This is a genomic window from Rhizobium sp. SJZ105, from assembly GCF_007828365.1.
Lineage (GTDB): Bacteria > Pseudomonadota > Alphaproteobacteria > Rhizobiales > Rhizobiaceae > Agrobacterium > Agrobacterium tumefaciens.
In genome coordinates this window covers 19,574-39,595 of record NZ_VIUP01000004.1, presented here as the reverse complement: position 1 = coordinate 39,595, position 20,022 = coordinate 19,574, and the positions used below count along the sequence as shown (strand labels likewise).

Genomic DNA, 20,022 nt, shown 5'->3' with positions numbered 1-20,022 from the left:
AGTTGAACTGGATCACCAATTACGTACGGCCCCGGATCAATTCCATGCTTGGCCGCCGCCCGGAGGTTCCTGAGAACCTGTGGATCAAGTGCCCGGAAACGGGCGAGATGGTCTTCCACAAGGATCTGGAAGATAACAAGTGGGTCATTCCGGCTTCCGGTTACCACATGAAGATGCCGGCAAAGGCGCGTCTCGTCGATCTTTTCGATGGTGGCGTCTATGAGGCCTTGCCGCAGCCGAAGGTGGCGCAGGATCCGCTGAAGTTCCGCGATTCAAAGAAATACACCGACCGTCTGCGCGACAGCCGCACGAAGACCGAGCAGGAAGATACTATCCTTGCCGGCGTTGGCCTCCTGAAAGGCCTGAAGATCGTTGCCGTTGTGCATGAATTCCAGTTCATGGGCGGTTCTCTCGGCATCGCGGCCGGCGAAGCCATCGTCAAGGCGTTCGAGCGCGCCATTTCCGAGCGTTGCCCGCTGGTCATGTTCCCGGCCTCCGGTGGCGCCCGCATGCAGGAAGGCATTCTGTCACTGATGCAGCTGCCGCGCACCACGGTTGCTGTCAACATGCTGAAAGAAGCAGGCATGCCCTACATCGTGGTTCTGACGAACCCGACGACGGGTGGTGTCACTGCTTCCTACGCCATGCTGGGCGACGTGCATATCGCCGAGCCGGGCGCCGAAATCTGCTTTGCGGGCAAGCGCGTGATCGAGCAGACCATTCGCGAAAAGCTCCCGGAAGGTTTCCAGACATCGGAATACCTGCTGGAGCATGGCATGGTGGATATGGTGATCGATCGCCGCGAAATTCCCGATACGCTGGCAAGCCTTCTCAAGATCATGACGAAGGCTCCGGCAGAAGCAAACGCGGTCATTCCGCTTGCGGCTTCGGCCTGACGGAAAAATATGTCGCCCGGAGGCGGGAAGCGCCTTCGGGATGACGTTATACGTTGCATGATTTCATCTCGGGTGCGGCGGACAAATGGCCAATACAACGCCTGAAAGGCGAACAGAAGATATGACGAAGCCCGCAATCGGCGAGGCCGAACAGATCATCGAAAAGCTGATGCAGCTTCACCCCAAGGGTTTTGATCTTTCACTGGACAGAATTTCCCGTCTTCTGGAAAAACTAGGCAGCCCTCAGAAAAGGTTGCCGCCGGTTATTCATGTCGCAGGCACCAACGGCAAGGGTTCGGTTACGGCCTTTTGCCGCGCATTACTGGAGGCGGCAGGACTTTCCGTGCACGTTCACACCTCTCCGCATCTCGTGAACTGGCATGAACGTTATCGCATCGGCGTTTCCGGCGAAAAAGGCCGTTATGTCGATGATGCCGTCTTTGCGGATGCGCTGCGCCGCATCGAAGCTGCCAACGGCGGCCAGATGATAACGGTTTTCGAAATTCTGACCGCCGCGATGTTTCTGCTCTTCGCGGAGCATCCGGCAGATGCTGCCGTGGTCGAGGTTGGGCTCGGTGGGCGCTTCGATGCGACAAATGTGATCAACAACCCGGCCGTTTCCGTTATCATGCCGATATCGCTCGATCATCAGGCCTATCTCGGCGACCGGGTGGAACTGATTGCCGCTGAAAAGGCCGGCATCATGAAGTCGGGTTCCCCTGTCGTCATTGGTCATCAGCAGTATGATGCGGCGCTGGATACCCTCGTTTCCACGGCTGAGCGTCTTGGTTGCCCGGCATCAGTCTATGGGCAGGATTTTTCCGCCCATGAAGAATTCGGCCGTATGGTCTACCAGGATGAATTCGGCCTGACCGACGCGCCGCTGCCACGTCTTCCCGGTCGCCACCAGCTTGCCAATGCCGCTGCCGCGATCCGGGCCGTCAAGGCTGCCGGTTTTGAGGTGACGGAGCGGATGATCGAAAAGGCCATGACAACAGTGGAATGGCCCGGCCGTCTTCAGCGTGTCCTAACCGGAAAAATCGCTGAAATCGCTCCGAAGGATGCGGAAATCTGGATCGATGGTGGTCACAACCCAGGCGCGGGCGAAGTCATTGCCGAGGCAATGGCGGGGTTTGAAGAAAAGACACCGCGCCCGCTGTTCATCATTGCCGGCATGATCAACACCAAGGATCCGGTGGGTTATTTCAAGGCTTTCGCCGATATCGCGGAGTATGTCTTCACGGTTCCAATCGGCGGTACAGATGCCGCAATCGATCCCGTCGTGCTTGCCCATGCGGCCTTTGATGCCGGTCTGGTTGCGGCGCCTACATCTTCGCTGACCGAGGCGCTGGACGAGCTATCGCGTCGCTTCGATCCCGAAGGGCCGCCGCCGCGCATCCTGATTGGCGGCTCGCTTTATCTTGCCGGAAACGCGCTTGCATTGAACGGTACGGCTCCCGAATAAAAAAGCCCGGCATCGCTGCCGGGCTTTTCTTTATTCCATGGAAAATTGCTTACGCGGCGCCGGAAATCCAGGCCGAAAGCGCTGTCTTGGGCGCAGCGCCGACCTTGATGTCAGCCACTTCGCCGCTCTTGAAGATGGCAAGAGTCGGGATGGAGCGAACGCCGAACTGGGCAGCCAGTTCCGGGTTTTCGTCGATGTTGAGCTTTGCGACCTTGACCTTGCCGGCAAGCTCGGACGAAATTTCTTCGAGGCTCGGCGCGATCATTTTGCACGGGCCGCACCATTCGGCCCAGAAATCCACTACGACTGGTTCGGAGGATTCGAGGACTTCGGACTGGAAGTTGGCGGCGTCGACTTTTACGGTAGCCATATCTGGCTCTCCTTTCAGTAAATCTTTTCCACTATCGATGTGATGCGGGCGCGTCGAAATTTCAATGCCCCGGTATCTCACTTTGTCTTTATTGCGGCAAGGGCTTGCATCATGGCATCGTCACCAACCGTCATAAAAGCGGCATTTTCCGTATAAATCAGCGCGCAGACAAATTCCTTGCCGGGATAAAGCGGTGACAGAATTTCGCGATAGATGGCAAGCTGTGCCGTGTGGGAGAAGGGTATCTCGTGCGCGTCGCGCGGCGGAACTCGGTTCGTCTTGTAATCGACCAGAATGACGCGGTCGCCATCCACTGCCAGCCGGTCGATACGGCCGGAAACCGCATAATGCTGCCTGCCGATCGTCATGGTCCCCATAATGGAAACTTCTGCGCGGCTATTGGGCGAAAATGCCGGCTGCACCGCTGGTTCGGACATAACCCGCAAAACCGCCCGTATCAGATGTTCGCGCTCGGCAGACGGCCAGAACCGTGCGGCACGTTCGGCATAACGGCGGGCTGCCTCTTCCCGCTCACTCTCGGCAAAATCCGGTAGGGCCTGCAGCATGCGATGCACCAACCGACCGCGTTGCAATGCCAGCGAGGAGACATTGGCTTTTTCGCCAAAAAGCGGCGAACGCACGGCAAGATCGTCCGCACCGTCATCAATGATGGTGCCCGCGCCGGAAGGGCTGAGTGGCCTCGGCAATGATGGCAGGGCGGGCAAGGGGGTAAGAAGCCCCGCCGGGAGAGCATATTCTTCTTGCGTCTGTGGTTCAGGCAGCCTTTGCGGAGCGGGGGTCGAACGAGCATCGGACTTGCGCCAGACAAGCCCCTGCCACTCTTCACCATCGGCCATAAACTGTTGCGGCTGGCAGTGCTTTTCATTGTCGGCAAGTGCTGCCTTGACGATAGCGTGCCAGCATTCGGGATTTTCCTTCTGGCCGCGATAACCGCAAACGACCAGATGATCGGCAGCACGTGTCATCGCCACATAAAGCAGCCGGCGATATTCGTCTTCCGCGGCCGTCTTCAGGCGTTCCTCATCGGCGCGAATGAGATGATTGGAAAAACCGCTGCCAGGCAGCCAGACGGGGAAGGCGTCCCCGTCTGCTTCAACGAAGCGCAGTTTCGGGACATGGCTGTGGTTGAAGGCCTTCGAACCGCCATCGACCACAAAAACAACCGGCGCTTCTAGACCCTTGGAGGCGTGCACGGTCATGATCCGCACTTCACCGCGATCCTTGTCCTGTTCGCGTTTCACCTCCGGCGAATCCGTTTCCAGAACGGATAGGAAGGCTTGCAGGCCGGGCAAGCCGGTCCTTTCATGGTCGAGCGCAAAGGACAGGAACTCGTCCAGGACATCGCTCGCCTCGTTGCCGAGACGACCCAGGAACTTTTTGCGCCCGTCATGCAGGGTCAGAACCGCAGCGAAGAAATCATGCACCGTTGCCGTTTTCGAAAGCGCGATGAAGTTCTTGAGCTTGTTGGCGACTGCGAAGAAGCGGCTGTTCTCGTCTTTCGAAAGCGTCTGCAATCTTTGCCACACGCTCTCCGTATCGGATCGCGTGGCAGCGACGTCGAAAACATCGTCTTCGGAGAGATTGAAAAGCGGGCTTTTCAACAGCGCGGCTAGAGAAAGGTCATCCTCAGGCAGCACGACAAAACGGCCAAGCGCCAGAAGGTCCTGCACGGCGATGTGATCGGTCAGGCGAAGACGGTCGGCACCGGCGACGGGAATGTTCTTGCGCCGTTTCAGCTCACGGGTCAGCGCATTGACGAAAGCATGGCGTTTTCTGACCAACACAAGAATATCGCCGGGCTCAATAGCGCGTTCCACGCCCTTTTCGATGATTGTCTGGTTGCCGATCATGCCGGCAATGCGCGCGGCGATCCGGCGGGCAACGATGGTGGCCGGCGCGCTTTCCCGAAGTGCATCGAAAGGTGCCGTCCAGTCTTCTTCGTCCTCGGCGGTTTCCGGCGCCACCATATCCCAGACTTCCACGGTGCCGGGGTGGCCGGCGCGGTTGGAGCGGTGTTCGACTGGCTCGTTATCGGCGCTGAGGCCGCTGGCATTTTTAGGGTCCGAAAAGACCTGATCGACGGCGGCCAGCACATCTTCCGTGGAACGGAAGGACAGCGGCAGGCGGATGCGGTGAAATGCCTGCTCCACCGAATCGACACGCCTTTTGGTCTCGTCACGCTCCTGCGAAAACCGCTCCGGTCGTGCGCCCTGGAACGAATAGATCGATTGCTTTTCATCACCCACGGCAAAAAGCGTGCGCCGCCCCATGCGGGCGCTCTCGCCGCTGAAGAAGTCCGCCGCCAGCGACTGGATGATCGACCATTGCACAGGGCTGGTATCCTGCGCCTCATCGACGAGGATATGGTCGATACCCTGATCTAGCTTGTAATGTACCCAGGCGCCCGCCGTATCGCGGTTGAGGAGATTGGCGGCGCGCTCGATCAGATCCTCAAAATCGAGCTGGCTTCGCTGCTTTTTCAGATCCTCGAAATCGCCGATCAGTCTCTCAGCCAGAACAAGCGCGCATTTCGTCGCCTCCAGCATTCGCACCAGACGATAGCGGTTACGACAGGCCACGACATGGTCCCGCGCAAGCGTCAGCGCGTCGACGAGATCGGGTGCGGATTTCTGCATGCCCTTGTTGATGACATAGGCATCGGATTTTTTTTCGCCCTTGGCTGTCAAAAGCGCAGCTTCGATGAATTCCATGCGCCGCACGGAATCCGTCTGCCGTTTTGCTTCCCGCAGGGCATAAGCGACATCTATGACGCGCGATCCGCCCACTTCGTCGGCAAGCGTCAGATAGGTATCGAGGGAAAGCCCCGAGAGACCGGGCAAGGGCCAGAATGCCGCCGCTGCCGTTTCTTCGGTTTCACCCGCGTCTATCTGCATTGCCTGCCGCAATTGGGCATCGATGCCATCAGCCTGTTTTGCATCGATCAAAAAGGCACGAAGGGCGCTGCGATTGGCGATGATGGCGGTGAGTAGCGATTCGAGCCCGCTTTCGTCCGCCAAATCAAGCACATAAGCGAGAGACTGCGCGAGATCGGTGTCTCCCTCCGTCGAAACCGCCGTTAAAAGCGACCGACGTGCCTCGGCCAGCAGGGTTGTTGCGGCGCGGTCATCAAGGACGGAGAAGTGGCCGGCGACATTGGCCTCCAGCGGGAACTGATGCAACAAGGCTTCGCAGAAGGCGTGGATCGTCTGGATCTTCAGCCCACCGGGCGTTTCCAGCGCCTTGGCGAACAGCCGCCGCGCTTCGGCCAGCTTGATGCGATCCGGCATCTTTCCTTCGATGGCAGCGACGCGATCCCCAAGATCGTTATCCGGCAACGTAGCCCATTCCGCCAGACGGTCGAAAACGCGGCTCGACATTTCGGACGCCGCTGCCTTGGTATAGGTCAGGCACAGAATTGCGGAGGGTCGGCACCCGGCCAGAAGTAGACGGATGACGCGCTGGGTCAGTACATGGGTCTTGCCGGAACCGGCATTGGCCGAAACCCAGGCGGAACTTGCCGGATCGGAGGCGAGCCGCTGTCGGTCGCTCGTCCAGTCTATCCAGCTTTGCGGGGTGTCCGTGGCAGGCCCGTGATCGATAGGGTCAATCATCATCGCCGTCTCCCGGTTCTGCCGTCGACCATTCCGAAACGCGGGCGAGGTGGTCATATTCCCCACCGTAGGATTGTTGCTCCTCCGGCACCAGCCGCGAGGCAAAGCCGTTTTCGCCATCACGCAGCGAACGCACGAACTTGGCCAGCTGATCGATTGATTCGGTTGCCAGCTCGATTGCCGATTTCGGTGCTTTTTTGCCACCCCGGTTGGAGTGTTCGTTGTTCACCTGGTCGGGAAAGAAACGGTCACCCGGCCGCAGGCGCACATAGATAAGGTTTTCCGGTGTCTGCGAACCCGCCTCGCGGAAGGCGCCCCGCATCAGTGCTGCCGCTTCCAGCGCGAGCTGCGGGTCGAGCAGCGCGCGCGCCTGATTGACTGAAGGCGCAAGCCCCGTTTTGTAGTCGATAATATCCGCCTGACCGCCGGTCTTGATATCTATGCGGTCGGCGATGCCGGTCAGCCTTATGCCTGCCTCGGGGATTTCCTGTCCGGCACGCGCCTCGAAAAAGCTGCGGCGGATGGATGGATGTCGTTCTTTCTCCCAGTCGATAAAGGCGCGTGCCACCGCCTCGAATCGCGGGCGCCAGATGACATCGACATGTGCAGGAAGATCTTCCGCGTCGAAACTTTCATCCAGAATACGCTGCATGGCCTCGAGCGATGCCGGTGTGCCGGGAATATGCCCCTCGCGGGAATAGCGCTCGATGATTGCATGATAGAGCGTGCCACGGTCGGCGGCATTGGGATCGCGGTTGAAGCCATCAAGCGGGTTGAGCTTCAGGATACGCCGCGCATAGATCGAATAGGGGTCGCGGCGCAGCCTGCCCACTTCGCTGAAGGAATAGCTCTTCGGCTGCAAGTCTGCCGGCGGTTTGGGGGCAGGGCGCTTTGCTGCTTCCTGGTCGATGCTTGCATCCATCAGGGCCGCCCAGTGGCGATAGGTCTCGCCGCGCTTCTTCAGCTGGTCGGCAAAATCCTCGCCGCCGAGTGCCAGCAACCGTTGCAGCCAGCGCGATGCGACTGCGGGTGTCGAGCCCTGTCTGAGCGCGCGGCTGTAGAAAATCTGCCGTGTCCCGTTCGCCATCTCGAAATCGTGCGCCAGCTGGCCGATGCGCCGCTCCGGCGGTTCCAGACCGATGGCTGTCTTCATGTTGCGGGACAGAAACGGGTTGTTTGCCGTCTGGCCCGGCCAAAGCCCTTCATTGAGACCGCCGATCACGACAGTGTCGACGCTTTGCAATCGTGCCTCAAGGGCACCGAAAATGAAAATGCGAGGATGGCGCATGGATCGCGGCTTGATCGATTCGCCAGCCACCAGTGCCGCGAAGATATCAGCCCATTGCGGACCATCCGCATCCAGGATTTCGCCGCTTTCCATCAATTCGCCAAACAGGCCCGAAAGCTTGTCGCCTGCCTCGCCGGACCAGAGAGTGGCAAGATCGTTGTTGTCATCCGCGCAGATGGCTTCGATTACCCGGCCCGTCCGCTCGGCCCAATCGGAAAGCGGCAATTTGTCCGTGAAAGACCGGCCCGAGCGGTCGCGACGCACGAATGCGCTGCCAAGCGGCTCTGTCGAAACGGCGATCCGGCGTGCCAGATCGCGCGCGGCGTCTACGCTTCCCTCGGGCAGTGCCAGCCTCCAGGCAGGCGGATGCCGGTCATCACGCTGCGCCGCCAGTTGCGCATCGAGAACCGCCTCCAGATTGCCGATTTCGGTTTCGACGCGGCCGCCTCTAAGTGCGATCAATTCCAGCGCCTTTGATGCTTTTGTAAAAGCCTCCAGCGAAAGCCCGAAACGGCTGAGCGGATGTTTCAGAAGGGAAATGACCGGCACCGGATCTCCGGGCCTGAGGATCGCTTCTAGTGCGAGTTGGGTCAGTCCGGCCTGCGGCGTGGCGGAAAGCGGCGTACCGGCGGAATCGTCGGCTTCGATACCGAAGCGCTGCAATTCCGTCGCCACGCGCCTGGCCAGTCCGCGATCGGGCGTGATCAGCGCGGCCTGAGACGGGCGGCCAGCGCCCGGCGCTTCCAGCGCCAGCCGCAGCGCCACCGCAATTGCGGTTGCCTCTTCGCGCTCGTTGGCAGCTTCTATCAGGGTCGCTGCCGCAAAAGCATCGTCGAAAAATCCGGGTTGCTTGTCCTCACGCCAGCGGTTCCAGTCACTGGTGGATTTGGCAGGAGCAAGTGCTGCCGAAAAAACCGCCGCGCGTTTTTCAAGATCGCTATCGATAGCGCCAATCTGAACGACATCGTCTCGCATGATGTCAAGCTTCTGCAACAGCATGTGGAGGCCGTATTGCGAATGGGTGCGGCTTGAAGGATCGGTAGGGTCCTCGGCAATAGCCTCCCATTGTTCCTCCGGCATCGTAAGATCGAGGCCCGGAAGCACGACGACGCCCTGGGGCAGGGAGGCGACAGAGGCGATAAGGTCTGCTGCTGCCGGAATTGAGCCCGTGGAGCCCGCAACGATGATCGGTCCGGTGTCCGGCAGGTTGGCAAGCCGGTTCGCCTCCGCCCTCAGGATGCCGTTGCGATGTCGGCCTGCGGAAGTTCGATTGAGTTCGGAAAGACGGGCGGGCCAGAACACGCTGGCGATTTTCAGGAAATCCGCCGTCAGCTGCCACCATTGGGCGTGATCGCCGGTATCGAGATGCGCGAGCGCCTCCCATTCCTTTTCTTCCGTATCCATCGCATCGATCACTTCGCCAAGCGCGCGCGCCAGCCATATGGCGTCGGCAGGGCTGGCGGGGGCGACAAGTGGTGAGTCCGAATGGATGGCCCTGATGGCGTCCGGCAGGCTGTTGCGCCATGCCAGAATGAGGCGCGCCAGCTCGATTTGCCGGCCGGTGCCGGAAATCGGGGGCGCCAGATCCATGATCTCAGGATTTTCGATCTCGAAGAAGCCGCTGTCGTCATCGGTTTCGCCGAGCGGCCGGATCAGTGGCAAAATGGCGGAACGACCGCCCAGAAGATCGACAAACTCTGAGCGCAGCACGCGGGCGGAGCGCCGGGTCGGAACATAGATCGTCACCTTGGCAAGCGAAAGCGGATCCGCAGGGTCATATTTATAGCCGGCTGTCAGTGTCCCGTCACATAGCGTTTCCGCGAGCGTTTTGAGGAACGGTGTTCCCGCAGCGATCGTCAGGACGCGCTTTGCGTGATGGGTCAAAGTCATGCAGAGCGCTTTTCCCTGTATTGCCGGATGATACTTTCGGCATCGTCTATCGCATCGGGAGTGCCGACGGTTATCCAGTGGCCATCCAGTGAAAGCCCGAAAAGCCGGTCTTTCTCGATGGCGCTGTCGAAATAGATATTCAGGTTGAAAGCATCCCCCGGCGCATCGTCCAGCAGGTGCGAATCCATGGCTATGGCCCCGGCATAAACCACCGGGTTCGTGTCCCCGTCGCGATACCGCGCCAGTCTACCATCCGAAGAGAGGTTGAAATCCCTCTTGCCGTTATGACCGGTGGTACGGTCCATATCGACGCAGAGCATCGCCATATCCATGCGCGTCGCATCGAAGAATTGCGCAAGCTTGCGCAGGTTGCTGACGGCATTCAGCTGCTCGCCAATCCAGAAAAGATCGGCATTCATCACGAAGACGGGACCTGGCTCCAGAAGTTTCAGGCCCTTGGCAAGTCCGCCACCGGAATTCATCAGCTGCGACCGCTCGTCGGAAATCAGGATTTCGGCGTCGGTACGGGTTTCAAGATGGGCGATCATCTGATCGGCATGGTGATGGACGTTGACGACGATCTTCTCGGCGCCGGCCTCGACAAGGGCGTCGAGCGCGTAGTCGATCATCGGTTTGCCGGCGATCTTGACGAGCGGTTTCGGGATCGTATCCGTGATCGGGCGCATCCGGGTGCCGAGCCCGGCGGCCAGCACCATCGCGTTCTTGATCGTCATTGTGGTCAACCGTCTTTCAGTCTTTAAAATTCCATGCCCATATGGACGCACCAGTCTTTGAGCGGTGCAAGTTCGGGATGCGAAAGCGCTGCGGAAAGATAGCGAAACGTCCTTGGCATATGTTTCATATAACCGGGTTTGCCATCGCGTTCCAACAGCCTTACCCAGATACCGGCCAGTTTGCAGTTGCGCTGCGCCGACATGATGGCGAAAGCCTTGAGAAAGGACGCCTCATCGAAGGATGGCTCGTCTCGTCTAATGTCGAGATAGTGCGAAAGCAGGCGTTCCTGCAGTTCGGGCGAAATGGTAACCCGCGCATCCTGCACGATGGAGGCGAGATCGTAGGCCGTCGGGCCGATCATCGCGTCTTGAAAATCGATCAGTCCGACTTGCCGGATGTCTGCATTATGCTCTTGCCAGAGAATGTTCGGCGAATGGAAATCGCGCAGAAGTAGCCCGCTTTCGCAGCCACTGAGCGCGTCTATCAGGCCGTCCCAAAGAGCATAATAGTCACGCTTCTCGGTATCGGACAGTGATTTGCCGCGTTTGTGGGGCAAATACCATTCCACCAGCAGCGACACCTCGATCTTCATCGCCGGTCGATCGAAAGGAGGCACTTCGTAGGTGCTGCCGTCACCAACTGGCAGCTTGCGCGGTGTCGGAGCTTTATGAAGGGCGGCGAGGCACGCGACGCTTTGCAGATAACGTTCCTCTATCGGCGTTCCATCAGGCGCAAGCACCCCATCCCGCCCGAGGTCCTCCAGGAGGAGAATGCCCTGATCGGTATCCGCCGCCAGTATTTCAGGCGCGCAAAAGCCGCTATTTCGCAGATAATTGCCGATCGCCACGAAGGAACGGGCATCCTGGGCAAGATGGGCGATTTCCGCATAGGTCTTGCCGTCAGCAACGATCGCACCTCTCAAAGGGCGTCGCCAGTCCATCACGATAAGGTCCGGACCATCGGTGGAAATGGTCTCATAGGCCCGCGTGGAGGCATCGCCGCTTAGGAAATGGCGGGTCGCATCGCCCTTGCCATTTTTCGCAAGAAAATCGCGAATGGCAAAAACGCGCTCAAGCCGTGCTTTCTGTTTCGCGGGAGCATCGATTACAGCCCGACGCCCGTCACCGGAGTGTTCCAGCCGCAGGCTGATGGTCTGGTTTGGCGGGAGGATTTCGGCGGCGATATCAGGCCACTCGATCAGGCAGATACCGTCTTCCAGCATCTCGTCGATGCCGAGTTCGTCCAGTTCCGAGACGTCAGACAGTCGGTACAGATCAAGATGGGCAACGGGAATACGTGTTGGATAGGTCTGGATGATCGTGAATGTGGGGCTTGGAACTTCAAGATCAGGTGCATCCGCCATCGCCCGGATGAAGGCGCGGGCGAGGGTGGATTTGCCCGCACCGAGATCTCCGATCAGCGCGAGGCAATCGCCAGCTCCCAAAGCCAGCGCCAGATCTTCGCCTAACCGGATGGTGTCCTTCTCCCCATTGAGGGAAAGGGTGATCGGCAGGATATCGTCACTCATTCTGCGGCGATGGAATGCGGGTGCACGCCCGAAGGAATGCGGCAGGTGACGATGGTGCCGTTGCCGGGCCGGCTGTCGATGCTGACAGTGCCGTGATGCAGGCTGACGAAGCTTTCCACTATAGAAAGGCCAAGGCCAGCGCCGGTCCGCCGTCCGCCGTTGCCGCGCGTCTCGAAGCGGTCAAACACGGCCTTGAGCATGTCTTCGGGGATACCCGGTCCCTTGTCTGCCACCGAGAACAGGAAGTCACCCTCGCTGCGCTGGCATGAAAGCTGAACGGAAGACCCTTCCGGCGCAAAATTGATTGCATTGGTAAGTAGCTTGATGAGGATCTGCTTCAGGCGCTGGTGATCCGCCACCAGACTGCCGAGATGCGCGGGTGCGACGATCTCGAGCGAAATACCGCTTTCCTGTAGCCGGTCGGCAATCTGCACCGAAACGTCATCGAGCAATTCGTTGAGATCGTTTTCCGAGTAGTTCAACTGCATGATGCCCGCGTCGACGGTCGCGAGATCGAGGATGTCGTTGACGATGGTCAGAAGAACCGAGGACGAGGTGGAAATATGGTCGAGATATTCCGCCTGCCGGTCCGTCAATTCTCCAATACCCGGGGTCTTCAGGAGATCGGTAAAGCCAATGATATTGGTCAGCGGCGAGCGCAACTCATAAGAGACGTGCTGTACGAAATCGTTCTTCAGCTCGTCGGCCTTGAGCAGTGCGTCGTTCTTTTCCTTGAGCGCCCGCTCGGCCCGCACGCTGTCAGTCATGTTGACGAATGTCAGCATGGTCTGCGCATCCGGCAGCGGAATAATGGCGTAGTCCAGGACCAGGCCGGAGAGTAGCTCCAGCGTTCCCTGTCTCGACGGGCGTTCGTCGTCAAAGCTTGTGATGAACTGGCTGAAAGAGCGCCAGCCATCCGGCTTGTCGTAGGATTGCGTGCAGGCGGCCTCCACGGCGCGGATGTGGGTTCCAGTTTCCGCCTGCTCGGCGGTAACGCCCCAGAGGGCCCTGAATGCCGGGTTGGAAAGGCGAATACGTCCGTCCGCACCAAACACGGCGACACCTTCGGCCAGATGGTCGATGGTTTCGCCCTGCACCTTCACCAAGGTGTTGTAGCGCATCTGCAGATCGACCTGTTCGGTCAGGTTCTCGAAGACCCATGTCGCGCCACCCTGCGGGTGGGCGGTCGCGATAACCCGCAACGTCTGGCCGTTGGGCAGGTGCCACAGATCGGTCTTGGTATCGAGAGAGCGGTAAACGGAGAGTGCCGTCTCTTTCCAGTTTTTCCAGTTCAGCTGCTCGGGCAATTTGCCGGCGGTGCGCAGCCTGTCGAGAAGCTCGGAATTATCGGGGCCGGATTCCAGGAAAACCAGATCGAATCCCCACAGGCTGGCAAAGGCCTGATTGTAGAATTGCAGCCGCTGCCGGCCGTCGAAAATGGCGACGGGCGTTGCGAGATGATCCAGCGTTTCGGCGTGGCTTTTCAGAACCCGTTTCATTTCCTCGCGGGTGGTTTCCGCTTCGGTAGCATCGATGGCGATGCCTGCAGAACCGCCCGCAGTCTTGATATCGACAACGTCGAAGAAGGTACGGTTTCCGGAAACCACCGTCGAAATGCGATCATGGTAGGGGGAACTCGGAGTAGCGGCCGCACGTATCTTCTGCCGGGTAACGGTGTTCAGAAGCTCGCGTTTCTCCTGAATGGTCTGTTCGGCATCGCGCGCATCCACAGCGTGCGCATAGGCGTGGTTCACCCATATGAGTTCGCCTTCGCCATTGCGCCGCCAGACGGGCTGTTCGATCGAATCGAGAAGTTCCTGAAACGTGGAGACCGAGGCGATCAGGCGCTCGCGCTCCACCTGCAATTCGGCCAGTTCGGCGCGCAGGTTGTTGAGGGCGACGAACCGCGCGAAGGCATTGCCGCCGGAAACCCGGCCTTGAACTTCAATGACTTCGCCGCGCTGCGTCTCGATGGTCAGATCGAAACTCTGTGCGTGGCTGCGAAGTTTTTCGAGGGATTTTTCAAGCTGGCTCGCGGATGATGGCTTCAGCCAGCGCCCGAAGGCCAGAAAATCGTGATCCGCCTGCGGTGCGCCCGTCTCTACGGGCAGTTGCCCCAGGAATTCGGGGCGCTTGTCCACGCCGTCCCAGATGACGATGCGCCGGCTCTTGTCGGAGATAAGCGCCTCGTATTTCGCGATCTTGTGGTGGGATTCTGCCAGCGCCTTGCGGTATTCACCGCTCTCCGCCTCGATATTACCGCGTTGGCGCACCAGCCAGACGACGGAAAACAGCGTGGCCGAAAGCATGCCGACAAAAAGCGAATAGGTGATGGTTTCTCCGGATGAAAACAGCCGCGCGCCGGTCTTTGCGACAAGACCGTCCTGCGCCAGCGCCACATTTGCAGAGCCGGCGAGAACCGTGCCGGACATCAGGACGGGAAGCCGCGAAAAGCTTGTCCGCACAGCACTGATCGCCAGCCGGCAACGCGCCATGGCCGCGCCCAATGCCACGCCAGCATGCGTGTTTTCAACGCGTTGAACTGTCTGCTCGCGCAGATCCGAATTGTGAACCGTCATCCCCGGTCTGTCTCCGTCCTATGTGCCGCATCTTCGACAAGACATCCCATTTCGTCCCCGCCGCCCTTTGGCGTGTCCGAATCAAGTTCGATGACAATACCGTCTTCATAAATCTGCGGAAAGGGAGCGCGCAAAAAAGATGCCGTGCGCTTTGTCAAGCGCACGGCATCTACATATTGTGTAATTTCAGTGGATATTAACTATGAAATTAATATCTGTAGTGTTCTGCCTTGAACGGACCCTGCTTCGAGATGCCGATATAATCAGCCTGAAGGTCGGAAAGTTCGGTCAGGCGCACGCCAAGCTTCTCGAGATGAAGGCGTGCAACCTTTTCGTCGAGGTGCTTCGGCAGCACGTAGACTTCGTTCTTGTATTCACCCGGCTTGGTGAAAAGCTCGATCTGGCCCAGCACCTGGTTGGTGAACGACGCCGACATGACGAACGAAGGGTGACCTGTGGCATTGCCAAGGTTCAGCAGGCGGCCTTCGGACAGCAGGATGATGCGGTTGCCCTTCGGGAACTCGATCATGTCGACCTGTGGCTTGATGTTTGTCCACTTGAGGTTACGCAACGAAGCGACCTGAATTTCATTGTCGAAATGGCCGATATTGCCGACGATGGCCATGTCCTTCATCTCGCGCATGTGCTCAATGCGGATGACGTCCTTATTGCCGGTGGTGGTGATGAAGATGTCAGCGGAAGACACAACGTCTTCCAGGCGAACGACCTCGAAACCGTCCATGGCGGCCTGAAGCGCGCAGATCGGGTCGATTTCCGTGACCTTCACGCGGGCGCCAGCGCCCTGCAGCGAGGCGGCGGAACCCTTGCCGACATCGCCGTAACCGCAGACCACAGCAACCTTGCCAGCCATCATCACGTCGGTTGCGCGGCGAATGCCGTCTACCAGCGATTCCTTGCAGCCGTATTTGTTGTCGAACTTGGACTTGGTGACGCTGTCGTTGACGTTGATGGCCGGGAAGGGCAGGAGGCCCTTCTTGGCAAGATCGTAGAGACGATGAACGCCTGTCGTCGTTTCTTCCGTCACGCCCTTCAGCGCGTCACGCTGCTTGGTGAACCAGCCGGGGGAAGCCTTGAGGCGCTTGTTGATCTGCGCGAAAAGAATTTCCTCTTCTTCCGAACCGGGGTTGGAAAGAACGTCCTCACCGGCTTCGGCGCGCGCGCCGAGCAGAATGTACATGGTGGCATCGCCGCCATCATCGAGGATCATGTTGGAGAGGCCGCCATCGGTCCACTGGAAGATCTTGTCGGTATATTCCCAATATTCCGTCAGGCTCTCACCCTTGACCGCGAAAACAGGAATGCCGGCCGCTGCAATGGCTGCTGCCGCATGGTCCTGCGTCGAGAAAATGTTGCAGGACGCCCAGCGGATGTCCGCGCCCAGTTCCTTCAGCGTCTCGATCAGAACGCCGGTCTGGATCGTCATGTGAAGAGAACCGGTGATACGTGCGCCCTTCAGGGGCTTGCTCTCGCCGAATTCCTTGCGGCAGGACATAAGGCCAGGCATTTCGGTTTCGGCGATGTCCAGTTCCTTGCGGCCGAATGCGGCAAGGTTGATATCGGCGATGATGTAGTCCTTCTCAAGGCTCATGAAGTTCTCCAGATCAGAAATGCCATGCCTATTGGCCCGGCTTTTAAACGTAGCAGCGGTTTAGCAGGCCAAAAACGATCTGGCAATAACGATATAAAGAAGTCTTTATGTCTTTATATGGCGGTGGGGTCAGGCTTCTTCGCCGAAGCGGTCGGCAACAAGTGCCTCAAGTGCGGCGAGCGCCTCTTCCGCCTGGTTGCCGCTCGCCTCGACATAGACACTGCATCCCGGGCTGGCCGCCAGCATCATCAGACCCATGATGGAGGTGCCGCCAACGGTCATTCCGTCCTTCGACACCGTAATCGTCGCGTCGAAACCCTCGACCATCTGCACGAATTTCGCAGATGCCCGGGCGTGGAGACCGCGCTTGTTGATGATCGGCAATTCCCGGGAGTGAGGCGACATGGGGCTGACTTCTTATTTGCCGCTTAAAACGCGGCTGGCGACGTTGATGTATTTGCGACCGGCGTCGGATGCGTCCTGGAGCGCCTTGTCCATGTTGTCTTCGCTGCGAACGCCTGCGAGTTTTATCAGCATGGGAAGATTGACCCCGGCGATGACTTCGACATTGCCGTTGTTCATGACGGAGATGGCGAGATTGGACGGTGTACCACCGAACATATCCGTCAGAATAATGACGCCATTTCCATCATTGACGCGCGTAACGGCGTCGATGATATCCTGCCGGCGCTGATCCATGTCGTCTTCGGGACCGATACAAACCGTCTCGATCAATTTCTGGGGACCGACGACATGCTCCAACGCATGGCGAAACTCCTCAGCCAGCTTGCCATGGGTGACAAGCACTAGTCCGATCATGAAATGCTCCCTTGCACACGCACTCTCATTGCCGACTATCGCAACGCGGCAATCCTGTCCATCGGTGGGATTTCATCTTGATGAGGAAAATGCGAATCGCAAGCCTAAAATCGCCTGAATCATGGTCACTTCACGTTCGTTTTAAAAAGATTTTGAGCAAGTGCAGCAAATTTTCCATAGGGCGTAAGACTGGAAAGCGGAATACGCAGAAGCGGAAGATGCCCGCCGCAGGGCAGCAACAACACCTCGTCATCTTCCGGAAGTCTTGGATTTTCCGGTGAAAGAACTGTCGTAACGGCGAAATTTAGTCCGGCGCTCGGGACGCTGTTGACGTTAACGATGCCGCTGCCGCGCAATTCCAGTAGTCCGGCTATTGCTTTCGGCCGCTCGGCGATAATGTTTTCGCCGTCGCGATACACGAAAATCTGATCATCCGCGATCAGTGCCGCCGGCAATCCGCATCGTTGCGCCTCCGTCAGAAAGCTGAAGGCAAGCTCGCTTTTGCCGCTGCCGGACGGTCCGGTGAAGAGAATGCCGGTGTTGTCGACGACAATGGCAGTTGCGTGCAGGTTGAAGCGTTCAGCGTTCATGGGTTTCGGCCGCCGGCAGCGACAGGGTGAAGCGCGCGCCTGATATCACGCCGTATTTGTCGACGACATTTTCTGCCCTGAGGCTGCCGCCATGGGCTTCGGCGATCTGGCGGCTGATGGAAAGGCCAAGGCCGGAATTCTGGCCGAAACCTTCGCTTGCCGGTCGGTCGGTGTAGAAGCGCTCGAAAATCCGGTCGATATCCTCGGCCTGAATGCCGGGGCCATTGTCTTCCACCTGCACGATGCAGCGGTCCTTGTGACGGGAAAGGCGCACGGTGATGCGGCCGCTTTCCTCGGAAACGAAAGAGCGGGCATTCTCGATCAGGTTGGTGACAATCTGCCCGATGCGAAGATCGTGACCGTTCACGACGAAGGAGGTTTTGGCTCCCGCCTTCCGGTCGGCGACATAGTCGATCGCCACGCTCTTTTTCTTTGTGCTGATCTGGCGGGAGATATCCACCAGACCCTTCATAAGAACGTCGAGATCCAGCGGCGATGCATCGACGCGCGCCAGTTCGGCATCGAGCCGCGAGGCATCCGAAATATCGCTGATCAGGCGGTCGAGGCGGCGGACATCGTGGAAGATGATCTCGGTCAGCCGCTGTTTGGACTCCTCCGTCTTGGCACGCGGCAGTGTTTCCACGGCGCTGCGCAGCGAAGTCAGCGGGTTCTTGAGCTCGTGGCTGACATCGGCGGCGAAACTTTCGATTGCGTCGATACGGTCGTAAAGCGCCGTCGTCATTTCACGAAGCGCTATAGAAAGGTTGCCGATTTCATCCTGACGCGCCGAAAAGTCCGGTATTTCTTCACGGGTTCTGGCCCCGCGACGCACGCGGATCGCAGCCGCCGAAAGCCGCCGGAGCGGCGTGGCGATGGTGGATGACAACAAAAGGGAAAGTACGATGTTGACGAGCGTGGCGATGCCGAACACGCGCATGATGGCAAGGCGCTCCGCATGCACGATCTTGTCGATATCGCCGGCCTGCGTGGACAGGAGCAGAACCCCGAGCACGGCCCGGAAGCGCTGCACCGGCACGGCGACCGAAACGATCAGCTCACCCTTTTCCGTAACGCGAACGACTGCGCCGCGCACGCCGGTCAGCGCATTCATCACCTCCGGATAGATCGAGCCGTCGCCACCTGGCGCTTCCTTGTATTGCGGCAGGCTGCTCGGTTGCAGCATGCGGTTGAACATGCTGGTGAACCATTCACCCCAGGTCTGGGTTTCCGGCGTCACCGGCGGCAGATCGAAGCGCAGGACTTGGCCGCGTGAATAGAGATGGCGGGAATCGAGAAGCAGGTTGGCATCGGCGTCGAAAAGCCGAGCGCGGGTCCGTGTCGGCGAAATCAGCCGGCGCAGCACCGGCGCCACCCGTTCCGGATTGATCGGGAAACTCAAGTCCTCGTCATTGGGGGCGGGCGTGATGCTTTGCCCCGCCTGCAATTCCAGCAGCTTTTCCGGATTGATGGTGATGGAGTTGGTATCCACCGAGGCGGAGGCCGAGATGGCGCCGGCGATGATCTCGCCCTGCGTCAAAAGGCTTTCCACCCGCGCATCGATCAGCCCCTCGCGGAACTGGTTGAGGTAGAGAATGCCACCGACCAGAACGACCGTCGCGGCCACGTTGAAGAAAAGGATGCGGCGCGTGAGGCTGGAAAACACCGCATTGCCAAAAATGCGTCGGACGATCGTCAGCGGATGGATACGATGGCGGCGTTCGCTGCCGCGATCTTCGGCATCGTCACTGTCCGAGACGGTTTCCGGCGTTTTCTTCAACAAGTCTATGTCCTCGCCACCACAATTCCGGTGGTCTCTCCCGATTGCGGCTCGTTCAAGCCGCTTCGCGGAAGCGATATCCTACGCCATAAAGCGTTTCAATCATATCGAAGTCACCATCGACCAGTTTGAACTTCTTGCGAAGGCGCTTGATGTGGCTGTCGATCGTGCGGTCGTCAACATAGACCTGTTCGTCGTAGGCCGCATCCATCAGCGCGTCGCGGCTTTTCACCACGCCTGGCCGCTGTGCAAGCGAATGCAGGATAAGGAATTCGGTAACGGTCAGCGTCACCGGCTCGCCCTTCCAGGTGCAGGTGTGGCGTTCCTGATCCATGGCCAGCTGGCCGCGTTCGAGCGTGCGCGCCTGTTGATCAGCCGTCGGCTTCAGCGTGCTGCCGCCGGTCGCAGCGGAAGCCTCGCGGCTGCTGGCGCGGCGCAGGATGGCCTTGACGCGTTCCACCAGAAGGCGCTGCGAGAAGGGTTTTGTGATGAAATCGTCAGCACCCATCTTCAGGCCGAACAATTCGTCGATCTCTTCATCCTTGGAGGTCAGGAAGATAACCGGAATATCCGATTTCTGGCGAAGACGCCGCAAAAGCTCCATGCCGTCCATGCGCGGCATTTTGATGTCGAAAATGGCGAGCTGCGGCGGACGGGCAATCAGTCCGTCAAGCGCGGAGGCGCCGTCCGTATACGTTTCGACCCGGTAGCCTTCGGCTTCGAGCGCGATCGATACCGAAGTGAGAATATTCCGGTCGTCGTCGACAAGCGCGATCGTCTGCATGTAGTTGGTCTCCATCGTCATTTTCTCGTAACTCCCGACATCCACCCAGCCAAGGTTGCG

The 20,022-nt window shown here is 59.0% G+C and carries 14 protein-coding genes; 2 read left to right on the top strand and 12 right to left on the bottom strand.

Translation table 11 applies throughout. The annotated features are described in order from the left end of the window. The first annotated feature begins 2 nt into the window (after positions 1-2). Positions 3-896 (top strand): acetyl-CoA carboxylase, carboxyltransferase subunit beta, encoded by an 894-nt coding sequence (accD, locus tag FB593_RS15090; protein WP_013635186.1) that lies wholly within the window; start codon positions 3-5, stop codon positions 894-896. A gap of 85 nt (positions 897-981) precedes the next feature. Then, complete coding sequence (locus FB593_RS15085) at positions 982-2,361, top strand: bifunctional folylpolyglutamate synthase/dihydrofolate synthase (protein WP_174002930.1); 1,380 nt, start codon at positions 982-984, stop codon at positions 2,359-2,361. Positions 2,362-2,410: 49 nt separating this feature from the next. On the opposite strand, the gene trxA is transcribed toward FB593_RS15085, so the two are convergent. From trxA to chvI, 12 genes are all read right to left on the bottom strand, one after another. Next, a complete protein-coding gene (gene trxA / locus FB593_RS15080; protein ID WP_003516334.1) occupies positions 2,411-2,731 on the bottom strand; it encodes a thioredoxin in 321 nt (106 codons plus the stop codon). Between the two features lie 77 nt (positions 2,732-2,808). Next, positions 2,809-6,366 (bottom strand): double-strand break repair helicase AddA, encoded by a 3,558-nt coding sequence (addA, locus tag FB593_RS15075; RefSeq protein ID WP_145166724.1) that lies wholly within the window; start codon positions 6,364-6,366, stop codon positions 2,809-2,811. Further along, on the bottom strand, positions 6,356-9,541 hold the full coding sequence (addB, locus tag FB593_RS15070; protein WP_112751827.1) for a double-strand break repair protein AddB: 3,186 nt from the start codon (positions 9,539-9,541) through the stop codon (positions 6,356-6,358). The genes addA and addB overlap by 11 nt, the downstream gene beginning before the upstream one ends. Beyond that, positions 9,538-10,275 carry a nucleotidyltransferase family protein gene (locus FB593_RS15065; RefSeq protein ID WP_065660019.1) on the bottom strand — a complete coding sequence of 246 codons (738 nt, stop codon included), beginning with the start codon at positions 10,273-10,275 and terminating at the stop codon, positions 9,538-9,540. Before FB593_RS15065 ends, addB begins: the two co-directional genes overlap by 4 nt. Positions 10,276-10,298: 23 nt before the next feature. Continuing rightward, the gene (gene tsaE / locus FB593_RS15060; RefSeq protein WP_112751829.1) at positions 10,299-11,804 is read right to left on the bottom strand and encodes a tRNA (adenosine(37)-N6)-threonylcarbamoyltransferase complex ATPase subunit type 1 TsaE; all 1,506 of its coding nucleotides are present in this window, start codon (positions 11,802-11,804) and stop codon (positions 10,299-10,301) included. Further along, positions 11,801-14,383, bottom strand: coding sequence for a sensor histidine kinase (locus FB593_RS15055; RefSeq protein WP_019565934.1), 2,583 nt, complete (start codon positions 14,381-14,383; stop codon positions 11,801-11,803). The genes tsaE and FB593_RS15055 overlap by 4 nt, the downstream gene beginning before the upstream one ends. Before the next feature lie 208 nt (positions 14,384-14,591). Continuing rightward, entirely contained in the window at positions 14,592-15,992 is a 1,401-nt protein-coding gene (gene ahcY, locus FB593_RS15045) for an adenosylhomocysteinase (protein WP_003516323.1), read from the bottom strand. Between the two features lie 129 nt (positions 15,993-16,121). Continuing rightward, positions 16,122-16,397, bottom strand: coding sequence for an HPr family phosphocarrier protein (locus FB593_RS15040; protein ID WP_003516321.1), 276 nt, complete (start codon positions 16,395-16,397; stop codon positions 16,122-16,124). A gap of 12 nt (positions 16,398-16,409) precedes the next feature. Next, a complete protein-coding gene (locus tag FB593_RS15035) occupies positions 16,410-16,811 on the bottom strand; it encodes a PTS sugar transporter subunit IIA (protein WP_003516318.1) in 402 nt (133 codons plus the stop codon). A 125-nt stretch (positions 16,812-16,936) separates the two neighbouring features. After that, positions 16,937-17,401 (bottom strand): HPr kinase/phosphorylase, encoded by a 465-nt coding sequence (locus FB593_RS15030; protein ID WP_145166723.1) that lies wholly within the window; start codon positions 17,399-17,401, stop codon positions 16,937-16,939. Beyond that, entirely contained in the window at positions 17,391-19,181 is a 1,791-nt protein-coding gene (gene chvG, locus FB593_RS15025; protein WP_013635194.1) for a two-component system sensor histidine kinase ChvG, read from the bottom strand. The genes FB593_RS15030 and chvG overlap by 11 nt, the downstream gene beginning before the upstream one ends. A 52-nt stretch (positions 19,182-19,233) precedes the next feature. Beyond that, entirely contained in the window at positions 19,234-19,962 is a 729-nt protein-coding gene (gene chvI, locus FB593_RS15020) for a two-component system response regulator ChvI (protein ID WP_003516307.1), read from the bottom strand. Positions 19,963-20,022: the final 60 nt, after the last annotated feature.

What these genes read in the sequence shown, in the direction of transcription:
- trxA (WP_003516334.1), bottom strand. Translation starts at nt 2,731, where the DNA reads ATGGCTACCGTAAAAGTCGACGCCGCCAACTTCCAGTCCGAAGTCCTC.
- FB593_RS15055 (WP_019565934.1), bottom strand. Translation starts at nt 14,383, where the DNA reads ATGACGGTTCACAATTCGGATCTGCGCGAGCAGACAGTTCAACGCGTT.
- FB593_RS15065 (WP_065660019.1), bottom strand. Translation starts at nt 10,275, where the DNA reads ATGACGATCAAGAACGCGATGGTGCTGGCCGCCGGGCTCGGCACCCGG.
- chvI (WP_003516307.1), bottom strand. Translation starts at nt 19,962, where the DNA reads ATGCAGACGATCGCGCTTGTCGACGACGACCGGAATATTCTCACTTCG.
- ahcY (WP_003516323.1), bottom strand. Translation starts at nt 15,992, where the DNA reads ATGAGCCTTGAGAAGGACTACATCATCGCCGATATCAACCTTGCCGCA.
- addA (WP_145166724.1), bottom strand. Translation starts at nt 6,366, where the DNA reads ATGATGATTGACCCTATCGATCACGGGCCTGCCACGGACACCCCGCAA.
- FB593_RS15035 (WP_003516318.1), bottom strand. Translation starts at nt 16,811, where the DNA reads ATGATCGGACTAGTGCTTGTCACCCATGGCAAGCTGGCTGAGGAGTTT.
- FB593_RS15085 (WP_174002930.1), top strand. Translation starts at nt 982, where the DNA reads ATGGCCAATACAACGCCTGAAAGGCGAACAGAAGATATGACGAAGCCC.
- addB (WP_112751827.1), bottom strand. Translation starts at nt 9,541, where the DNA reads ATGACTTTGACCCATCACGCAAAGCGCGTCCTGACGATCGCTGCGGGA.
- FB593_RS15030 (WP_145166723.1), bottom strand. Translation starts at nt 17,401, where the DNA reads ATGAACGCTGAACGCTTCAACCTGCACGCAACTGCCATTGTCGTCGAC.
- tsaE (WP_112751829.1), bottom strand. Translation starts at nt 11,804, where the DNA reads ATGAGTGACGATATCCTGCCGATCACCCTTTCCCTCAATGGGGAGAAG.
- FB593_RS15040 (WP_003516321.1), bottom strand. Translation starts at nt 16,397, where the DNA reads ATGTCGCCTCACTCCCGGGAATTGCCGATCATCAACAAGCGCGGTCTC.